The organism is Enterovirga sp. (assembly GCF_035325185.1).
Lineage (GTDB): Bacteria > Pseudomonadota > Alphaproteobacteria > Rhizobiales > Beijerinckiaceae > Enterovirga.
Map to the genome: position 1 here is coordinate 1 of NZ_DAOLAJ010000123.1, position 8770 is coordinate 8770.

Sequence of the window (8770 nt, forward strand, 5' to 3'; positions counted from 1 at the left end):
TGGCGAGCCGCCGATGGACGACGTTCTGCGCGGTATCGGGATCGAGGATGAATGCGGGGCTCGCCGGGGACGGGAGCCTGGTCCTGGTGGTTCTCTTCTTCACTGGGGGGTCCTTCAAAAGGACCGCCGGGAAAAGGGGTGGCGAAAAGCTGTCGGCCGGGTTATGTGGGGCTTGCCGGAACCACATATCGATACCGAGAGCCCTCGTTGCCCTTCAGCCGGCAGCGGGGGTTTTCTCTTTCGGGTTCGGGGGCGTCCGCGCGATCTCGGCGGCGCGGTGCGGAAAGGCTCGGGACTTGGCCCAGGCCCGGCAGGCTTCCTCGTCGTAGCGAACCATGCGCGGCCCGACCCGGACGAAGCCGGGGCCTGTGCCGTCGCGGTCGTAGCGTTCGAGGGTGCGCGCGCTGATGCCCAGCAGCTTCGCCGTCTGCTCGCGCGTGAGGAGAGCGCCCTTCATCTCAAGCGGACTCCCCAGCGGGTTCCGGCAGGCGCAGCAACTTCCTGGCGACATGCGCCGGGATCGTGATCCGCTTGCCGATTTGGGTAGCTTCGATCTCGCCGCGATTGATCGCCCGATAGAGCGTGGCGGCCGAGACGCCCGCCGCCTTCGCGAGGGGACGGACGTTCACCCCGCCGCCTTCTGCGATGATTTTCTCGATAGCGGGATGCATGGGCGCAGCCTCCTCGAACCCCCATTAGCGTTACACATGCGTATCGCTAGCGGCTCCTCTTTGGCTGATTTCCCCGTTGCCCGTCAAGATAGCGAATGATAGGCGTAACGCTATTGCACAGATGAGACGAGAGTGACCATGCCGAAGAGGGCACCACGAACGGAGGGCGGGCGACGGGTTCCCGTAATGACAAGAACGACTGTCGAGTTACGGCAGGCGCTCGAAGAGGCGGCGGCGGCTTCGGGTCGATCGCTGGGGCAGGAAGTCGAATCTCGCTTGGAAATGTCGGCAATGGTCTCGCCGATGGTTTCGGCGATGATTTCGGACAAAGCCTCGTTGCAGCTCTTCCAGACGATGGCTAACGTCCTCCGGGCAGTTCGTAAGATAGCTAAGCAAAGAGGCTGGTCAGAGATCGAGACGCGCCAAGCACTCAAGCATGCATTCGACGTAATTTCATCGATAAATTTCTGGTCCGGCGGAGATGTGGCTGGACCGCCTGACGGATACGCTGCCCACAGCAAGGAAAAGCATACTACTACCCCGGCGCAGGACGGCTACGACGTAGCCATGGATACGATGATCTACAACTCCGCGTGGGACGAGTGCGTGCTGATGGAGGGCTTTGGTAATGTCATCACGGATTACTGGAGCGGATCGGGAAATGTGACGATCAATGCCCCGGAGACGATCGATCCGCCCGCGCCGGCTCGTTCGTTGGCGGAGATCGTGGGTGAGGTCAGCGCGGGCGACCAGGCGAACGAAGCTATGCGTCGAGCGAATAAGAAAATGAGGCAGGAGGAGACAGAAGTAACCAAGCGTCGTCAGGCGAAGTCACCTCCTAAAAAATAGCATTGCACGAGACAGAATAGCTGGATCATCTGCACTATGGCAGATTCGTTCGCTGGATGGAGGCGAACGAATGCGACCGGGTCGCTGCCGATACACGCAACCGATATTCCTGAAGGCCGAGCGGGGCCTTCGTGATGCTGCGGCCGAGGCCGCCCGCGCTCGCGGGCTGAGCCTCGCCGAGCTGATCCGCTCTCATCTCCGCCAGATCGTCGCGGATGCAGGTTCCTCCCATCGGGAGGCACGGCCGTGATCGGAACGGATATCAATCTCTCGCCGCCCCTCGTCGCCGGAGGCAGTGCCCCGCTCCTCCCCGTCGAGGGGCCGATCGTACAGGCCGCGCTTCGGCTCCAAGAGGCGAAGAGTCAGGTCGATGCGGCCTTCTGGCTTGTTCAGAACAATCCCCGCCTCGCCGGCTCTGCGGAAGAAATGATGAGCACCGCAATAGCAAGGCTCTACGAAGCTTTGGCGGCCCTTCAGTCTTATCTCGAAATCATCTCTTGCAAGGGGCAAGCCTGATGGCAATTCAACCTTTCACCGGCTTTTCCTATGCGAGTGGGTTGGCCGCTCTCGGGCAAGGCATCGACTCGATGAACGAGAGCATGCAGCGAGTCGAGGACCGCAAGCTGATCATGGGTGCACTCGGCGACAACCGCAAAGCCGCAGCGCTTGCTGCGGCCGGCCGCCCCGACCTTGCCGGCCTAGTCATGAAGCAGGACGAAGAGCGAGCGAAGGATGCCCGGCAAGCGGCGGCCGGCGAGCGCGGGCTTGCCGCTCTCGGTTCGTTCTTCGGCCTCGATCCTTCGGTTTCTGCTCCGAGCACGGAACTGGCCCCGTCAGCACCGGCGCCCGCCCGCGCCTCAGGAGGGCTATCCGTCGCCCCTATCGACGGCATCACGCCCGATGAGGACAAGGCGATTCGCACAGTGATGGGCGAGGCCATGGGCGAAGGTCCGTCCGGTTGGAGAGCTGTGGCTGGTGTCATCGGCAACCGGGCCAAGGGAGCGGGGCAGTCCCTTTCGCAAATCGTCCTTGCGCCGAACCAGTTCGAGCCCTGGTCGAGCCGCCGGCAGGAGCTTGAGGGCTACGATCCGAATAGCAAGAAATACCGCCTCGTGGCGTCCGCTGTGCTGCCGATCCTGCGCGGGCAGGAGGCGGACCCAACCGGCGGAGCGACGCATTTCTATGCTCCGAAGGCGCAGGCTGCGCTCGGCCGCTCCGCTCCGTCGTGGGACAACGGTAGCGGCGTCGATATCGGCAACCATCGCTTCTTCACGCTCGGCTATGGGGGGCAGAGCGTCGACCGCTATGGCATCCCACAGGGTGGCGCGTCGGCCGTCCAGTCTCCGGCAGGGGCTCCTGCCGCGCAATCCGCCTCCGGCCCGCCATCCGAGCCGGAAATTCAGCAGATGGTCGCGGCCGGCCTTCTGCCAGAGGGACTGGATCGCGACTTCTTTCGTCAGCAGTACCAGCGCGAGCCGAAACTCCGCGAGGCCGTCGATCAGTGGCGAGCAAGCCGGGGCGCCGCGCCCACTGCGCCTTCCACGCCCGTCCAGGCAGGCAGCCCCACCGTGCAGGCAAACGGTCAGCCCAGTGGCGATGTCTACGACGATCCGAACGCACCGGATCAGGGGATGGGCGTGCCGCTCGCGTACAAGGCAGGGCCGAGCGCATCGCCGGACGGCGCAACTCCCGCCCAGGCCGGCAACCCCGCTGCCGGCCTTCCCGTTTCTGCGTCGGCTGGCTCCTCCCAGCCCGCTCAGCCGCGCTCTGCCGGCCATCCCCGGACGTGGACGGAGCCGGAGCATGTGCCGCAGCCCCTCCAGAATTCGATCATGCGCCGGGACATGAGCCGACTCATGTCCATCATGGCCGATCCCGACATGCCCGATGGCGTGAAGGAGGTTGCGAAAATGGTGCTGGCTCAGCGCCTAAACGAGAATGAGAGGCTGCCCGAGAGCGTGAAGACATATCTCTGGGCTCGGGCGAACAACCAGCACGGCGGCCTCAGCTATCGGGAATTCACCGACCGGAACTCCCAGAAGGATGGTCCCGCGGAGAAGATCAGGGCGGAAGCCGCCGCACGTCGCGAGGAGGCCGATCGGCTCGGCCTCCGGGAGGGCTCTTCGGAGCGCACCCGCTACATTGCCGAGGGCAAGCTCGGGGCGGACGAGAAGCCCGATCACAAGGCCATCGGCGAGGCCGATGCCGCGATCACCTCGGCGCAAGAAGCGCTGAACTCGATCCGGGAGGCCAAGTCGCTCTCCGCAAAGGCTTATGATGGCGCCTTTGCCGATCTGCGCGGCGCGGTGACCGCCAATTTCGGATCGGAGGGCGGCATCGCCACCATGAACCTGAACAACGTCGTCCAGACGGGCGCCCTGGCGCAGCTCAAGAGCATTTTCGGCGGGAACCCGACCGAGGGGGAAAGGAAGATCCTTCTGGAAGTCGCGGGCTCCGCCAACCAGCCCCGCGCTGTCCGCGACGCGATTTTCGATCGTGCCGAGAAGGCGATCGAGCGGCGCCTCAGCGTCGCCATGAACAAGGCGGCCGAGCTGCGGGACCGCTCCTATTACCGGCCCGGCGGCGGCCAGAGCGCACGAGGCGCCGCGCCGCAAGCCGGGGCGAGCCGAGGCGGCCAGGTCCCGGCCGCGGCGGCCGAATACCTCCGCGCCAACCCGGGCCTCAGGAGCCAGTTCGACGAGAAATACGGCGCGGGTGCCGCCGCGAGCATCTTGGGGCAGTAGATGGCCAATCCCTTCGATCAGTTCGACACGCCCGCCCCGTTGCGGGGCGGGAACCCGTTCGACCAGTTCGACGTGCCTGCGTCGAGCGCATCCGCCCGGCCGCCCAAGGCCGCCCCGCAGCGCGAGAAGATGGGCGCCGGCGAGGCCGCCCTTCGCGGCGCCGAGAAGGGAATCACCCTCGGCTTCGGGGACGAGGCGCGTGGCGCCATGGCCGCGTCCAGCTTCGACGAGACGGCTCCCTCGTGGGTGAAGGACTCGATCGTCCGCTATTCGCCCCTCGTGGCCGCCGGGCGCCTGGCCGAGGGCGTGCAGAACCTCGTCATGGGCAAGCAGGATGCCCGGCAGCGCTATGACGCCGCGGCCGAGGAGAACCGGGCGCTTCAGCGCCAGGCCGTGGAGGATCAGCCGGGCGCCATGGCCGCGGGCGAGATCGGCGGCGCGCTAGCCCGCGTCGCCGCGACGCCCATGCTCACGCCGTTCCGGGCCGCGCAGGGCGCCGGCCTCCTCGCGCGGGGCGCGGCTGCCGCGGGCAATCTGGCGGCCACGGGCGCAGCCTATGGCGGAGCGGCGGGCCTCGGAGCTGGCGAAGGCGATCTTGTCGACCGCCTGCCTTCCGCCGCTTCCGGCGCGGCGACGGGTGCTGTTCTCGCTCCCGTCATCGGCGGTGCCGTCCATGGCGTTGCCGGTGCCGGCCGGATGGTCGCGGATCAGGCGAGGGCCGTGACGTCGCCCGGCGCCCTTGCCGATCGCGTCGTGACCCGCGCCCTGCGACGCGACGGCGCCGACCTTCCGGCCATCGCGGCCGAGATGGAGGCCGCCCGTGCTTCCGGCCAGCCCTATGCCCTCGCGGATGCGGCCGGGGCGAATACACGCGGCGTCGCCGGCAACGTGGCGCGGCTGCCGGGAGAGGGCCGGACGCCCGCTCGGGAATTCCTCGAGGCGAGGCAGATCGGATCGGAAACGATGCCGAGCCAGGCCGATCGGATCGGAGATCGCATCGGCTCGCTGATGGGAGATCGCGGCTCGATCGAGACGGCGGGCGAGATCATGTCGCGCCGCTCGGCGCAGGCCGGCCCTGCCTACGAGCGCGCCCATTCGGTGAGGTTGGGCTACGACTCGGAGGAGGGGCAGAAGCTCCTCTCGCTTCTCGATCGCATCCCGAACGCGGCCCGCGCCGAGGCGAACAACATCCTGCGCATCTCCGATCGGGAGGGGTCGCAGATGATCTGGCAGCCGGACGCACAGGGAGGGTTCAGCCTCGCGGCCGTGCCGAACTCCCGGCAGTTCGACTACATCAAGCGCGGCCTCGACACGATGATCGACCGGAACACCGACCCGGCGACTGGCCGCACGAACACCCTCGGCTCCGCCCTCGTCGGCTTGAAAAAGGACATCCTGTCCAGCCTGGACAAGCTGAACCCGGCCTATGCGGCGGCCCGCAAGCAGTTCGCGGGCGAGAGCGAGTTGCTGGACGCCCTCCGGCAGGGGCAGAAGGCATTCCATCCGTCGACCACGACCGAGGCCCTTCGGAAGACGGTCGGCGAGATGTCGCCGGGCGAGCTGGACATGTTCCGCCTCGGGGCCGCGAACGCCTTGCGGGAGCGCTTGAGCAACGCGCCAGATGGAGCCGACAAGGTTCGGCTCGCCTATGGCAACCCGGCCCTCCGCGAGAAAATCAGGTGGCTCGTGCCGGACAATGGGGCGCGCCAGCAGTTCCACGAATTCATTCGGCGCGAGGCCGGCATGACGAAGACGAATCGCGTCACCGGCGGCTCGCCGACCGCGGAACGGCTTGCCGACGAGGCGGATACCGGCGGGACACTGGCGGAGATGACGAAGGCCGCCGTCCAGGCAGGTGGCGGGCACCTGTCCTCCGCCATCCGCACCGCCTTCACGGCCATGAAGCAGGTCCACCCCGAGATGCGGGGCCGCGTCATGGCTGAAGCGCGCCGGGTGCTCTACGACCCGAACCCGGAAACGGTCCGGGCCTTCATGACGCGCCTCAACGAGGTGGAGATGAAGGCCGAAACGCGGAGCCGGGTGCTTTCCGCGGTGAGCAATGCCCTCCCGCGCGGGCTCCAAATGTCTATGCAGGGGCAGTGATTCCGTCTCTCGCCTACGCCGCGCTCGGCTTTCTCTTCCTCATTGTGCTTGGACTGATCTGATGGCGACGAAGGAACCCGTGGAAACCAAGATCGCGCCCGCCGGGACGACGGTTGCTCCCGACGCATCCATGCACGTCGACCGGGAGGCCAAGCTGAAATGGCTCGGAGGCTCGAATTCGGACGCCTTCAACAACGTGCTCGCCAATTCCGCTATGGGCGCCCTTTGGTTCTTCAATGACGATGAGGCTTACAAGGACAAGCAGAAGACGGCGGTGGCTTCCGCGCTCGCCGGCATCGGCCCTCAGGACGAGCTCGAAGGCATGCTGGCCGCGCAACTCATCGCGGCGAACGCCGCCGCCATGGAGTGCTACCGGCGGGCGATGATCCCCGAGCAGAACTTCGCCGGCCGGCAGGAGAACCTGAACCAAGCCAACAAGCTCTCCCGCACCTATGTCACCCTTCTCGAAGCCCTCAATCGATATCGCGGCAAGGGCGGCCAGCAGAAGGTCACCGTGAAGCACGTCCACGTCCACGAGGGCGGTCAGGCCGTCGTCGGCGCCGTCCAGACGGTGGGTGGGGGTGCAGGCGGAATTTAGGGACAACCTCATGTCAGCACCGCCGCTGCCCATGTTCCTGTCGCCGCGCTGCGGAGCCAGGACGAGAAGCGGAAGCCCATGCCGGCAGGCGGCCATGCCGAACGGTCGATGCCGGATACACGGCGGAAAGTCTCCCGGCGCGCCACGGGGAAGCGCCAACGGACTCTATCGGCATGGCCGATTTACCTGCGAGGCGATCGAGACGCGCCGCATGCTCAATCGGATGGTTCGGGAGATGCGGGCGTTGGCGAGAGAGATCGTGTGAGGCGCCGCGCCTCGCGCCCTTCGCGATGCCGGGGCTTGTATCACCTGTATCACCTGCCGGATTTCGAGGTGATACAGAACTTTATCCTGGGATATCAATGAGGTAGCACCTGTATCACCTGTAGCCCGCAGAAAAGACGAGCCGGCGCACGGATTTCAGCGAGCCGGCGCATTCCGGCCGGGCATCTGAATTGCTGTAACAGCACCGCTGGTTGGTCCGGCTTTGATCCCCCGAATCGGGGGGGCGCGCCATGTACGTCACTATTCCGACCACGATGGGGCTCGTTCCTCCGAACGACACCGGATATTATCCCGCCATGGCTCGCGCTTTCCTCGCCCTCGTGCTCGGCACCTTTATGGCGATGGCCTCATCCGCCCGAGCTGCTTCAATATCGATCGAAGAGATTGTGCCGGATTTGGCTTTGGTCCACGTCCAAGGAGTCATCGAGCCAGGCGACGCGGCCCGCTTCACCCGCACGATCATGGACCCTGTCACCCGCCGTGTTCGCACCGACATCGCGAGCGTGGTCCTCAACTCGCCCGGAGGCGTGGTAAGCGAGGGCAACATCATCGGCGCCGAGATCAAGATTGCGCGACTGCCGGTCTTTGTCCCGCGCGATGCGATTTGCGCATCGGCCTGCTTCATGCTGCTAGCCAGCGCTCCGGTGAAGGAAATTCGCGGATCGGTCGGCATCCACGGCGCTTCGGCGAACGGCGTTGAGACCGCAGAGGCCATGGCCGAGACGGTCGGGATGGCGCGGATATTGGCGGCGCGCGGTGTGCCGCAATCCGGCATCGGCCGCATGGTGGCGACGCCGGCCAGCGAAATCGTCTGGCTCACTTCAGAGGAAATAGCGAGTTTGCCAGGGTACAGAGCGCCGGGGGCGCAGCCTTGGAAGAGCTATCGGCCACCCCCTCGATAACTCGTCGCCCAGGCAGCCAGAGGGCATGTGCGCCATCACCCCTCGTCGCTCCTCCTCGCCAGCCTCGCCCCCGCCCCGCCGCCGTTCTCCGGGATGAACTGGACGCCAGCGAATTCGAGGGTGCGAGTCATCACATCGAGGGTTGCCCTCTGAGGGGTCGATCTCTCGTTTTCAAAGTTCCGTACGGTAACGACGCTGACGCGCGCCTCTCGGGCAAGGTCGTCCTGAGACCATTTGAGGAGGCCACGAGCAGCACGAGATTGGGCAGGCGTCATGAGGATGGAGTAGGGCTGTCTGTCGGAAAACGCAAGGAATGTCGTTTTCGGCGTTGACTTATCCTTTCCTAAAGATAAAGTCCTGTCGAAATCAGACAGGAACTGGCTGTGCCCCGCCCTCTCTCCCTCCGCAGTTTCCTCGATCAGGCCCGGGCCGAACGCCGGGTTGTGGTCGCCCTCGTCTCCGCCGGCCGCTTCGACCGCTCCGCCATCATGCGCGAAGCGGTGAAGCTGGCCCGCTCCATCCGCTCGAGCAGCCTGTCCTGGCAGGTCCGCATGGGGATCGCACTGCGGACGGTCTGGGGCCGGGCCAAGGCCGCGATGGTGGAAGCCTGCGCCGCCG

At 66.1% G+C, this 8770-nt stretch carries 10 protein-coding genes and 1 pseudogene; 8 read left to right on the forward strand and 3 right to left on the reverse strand.

Translation table 11 applies throughout. The annotated features are described in order from the left end of the window. Positions 1-214: 214 nt before the first annotated feature. Positions 215-457 carry a helix-turn-helix domain-containing protein gene (locus PKD06_RS17140; protein WP_324382247.1) on the reverse strand — a complete coding sequence of 81 codons (243 nt, stop codon included), beginning with the start codon at positions 455-457 and terminating at the stop codon, positions 215-217. A 1-nt stretch (position 458) separates the two neighbouring features. Beyond that, positions 459-671, reverse strand: coding sequence for a helix-turn-helix domain-containing protein (locus PKD06_RS17145; protein WP_324382248.1), 213 nt, complete (start codon positions 669-671; stop codon positions 459-461). 186 nt (positions 672-857) lie between these two features. Between PKD06_RS17145 and PKD06_RS17150 the strand changes: the two genes are divergently transcribed. The 7 genes from PKD06_RS17150 (at position 858) to PKD06_RS17180 (ending at position 8152) form a co-directional block, all read left to right on the forward strand. After that, positions 858-1520, forward strand: a complete 663-nt coding sequence (locus PKD06_RS17150) for a hypothetical protein (protein ID WP_324382250.1) — start codon at positions 858-860, stop codon at positions 1518-1520. A gap of 246 nt (positions 1521-1766) precedes the next feature. Then, positions 1767-2036: a hypothetical protein gene (locus PKD06_RS17155; protein WP_324382252.1), complete on the forward strand. Its 270-nt coding sequence runs from the start codon at positions 1767-1769 to the stop codon at positions 2034-2036. After that, on the forward strand, positions 2036-4264 hold the full coding sequence (locus PKD06_RS17160) for a cell wall hydrolase (RefSeq protein WP_324382254.1): 2229 nt from the start codon (positions 2036-2038) through the stop codon (positions 4262-4264). Before PKD06_RS17155 ends, PKD06_RS17160 begins: the two co-directional genes overlap by 1 nt. Next, positions 4265-6367, forward strand: coding sequence for a hypothetical protein (locus PKD06_RS17165; protein WP_324382256.1), 2103 nt, complete (start codon positions 4265-4267; stop codon positions 6365-6367). A gap of 61 nt (positions 6368-6428) precedes the next feature. Continuing rightward, positions 6429-6965, forward strand: a complete 537-nt coding sequence (locus PKD06_RS17170; protein WP_324382258.1) for a hypothetical protein — start codon at positions 6429-6431, stop codon at positions 6963-6965. 31 nt (positions 6966-6996) lie between these two features. After that, complete coding sequence (locus tag PKD06_RS17175) at positions 6997-7230, forward strand: HGGxSTG domain-containing protein (RefSeq protein WP_324382264.1); 234 nt, start codon at positions 6997-6999, stop codon at positions 7228-7230. A 250-nt stretch (positions 7231-7480) separates the two neighbouring features. Further along, positions 7481-8152 carry a hypothetical protein gene (locus tag PKD06_RS17180; RefSeq protein ID WP_324382260.1) on the forward strand — a complete coding sequence of 224 codons (672 nt, stop codon included), beginning with the start codon at positions 7481-7483 and terminating at the stop codon, positions 8150-8152. 35 nt (positions 8153-8187) lie between these two features. Here PKD06_RS17180 and PKD06_RS17185 read toward each other — a convergent pair whose 3' ends face one another. Beyond that, a complete protein-coding gene (locus PKD06_RS17185) occupies positions 8188-8427 on the reverse strand; it encodes a helix-turn-helix transcriptional regulator (protein ID WP_324382262.1) in 240 nt (79 codons plus the stop codon). A 108-nt stretch (positions 8428-8535) separates the two neighbouring features. Here PKD06_RS17185 and PKD06_RS17190 point away from each other — a divergent pair. After that, a pseudogene (locus PKD06_RS17190) lies at positions 8536-8770 on the forward strand (hypothetical protein); the annotation flags it as partial.

Excerpts from the sequence above, each read along its gene's own strand:
- PKD06_RS17145 (WP_324382248.1), bottom strand. The coding sequence starts at position 671 with ATGCATCCCGCTATCGAGAAAATCATCGCAGAAGGCGGCGGGGTGAAC.
- PKD06_RS17165 (WP_324382256.1), top strand. The coding sequence starts at position 4,265 with ATGGCCAATCCCTTCGATCAGTTCGACACGCCCGCCCCGTTGCGGGGC.
- PKD06_RS17150 (WP_324382250.1), top strand. The coding sequence starts at position 858 with ATGACAAGAACGACTGTCGAGTTACGGCAGGCGCTCGAAGAGGCGGCG.
- PKD06_RS17140 (WP_324382247.1), bottom strand. The coding sequence starts at position 457 with ATGAAGGGCGCTCTCCTCACGCGCGAGCAGACGGCGAAGCTGCTGGGC.
- PKD06_RS17175 (WP_324382264.1), top strand. The coding sequence starts at position 6,997 with ATGTTCCTGTCGCCGCGCTGCGGAGCCAGGACGAGAAGCGGAAGCCCA.
- PKD06_RS17160 (WP_324382254.1), top strand. The coding sequence starts at position 2,036 with ATGGCAATTCAACCTTTCACCGGCTTTTCCTATGCGAGTGGGTTGGCC.
- PKD06_RS17170 (WP_324382258.1), top strand. The coding sequence starts at position 6,429 with ATGGCGACGAAGGAACCCGTGGAAACCAAGATCGCGCCCGCCGGGACG.
- PKD06_RS17180 (WP_324382260.1), top strand. The coding sequence starts at position 7,481 with ATGTACGTCACTATTCCGACCACGATGGGGCTCGTTCCTCCGAACGAC.
- PKD06_RS17185 (WP_324382262.1), bottom strand. The coding sequence starts at position 8,427 with ATGACGCCTGCCCAATCTCGTGCTGCTCGTGGCCTCCTCAAATGGTCT.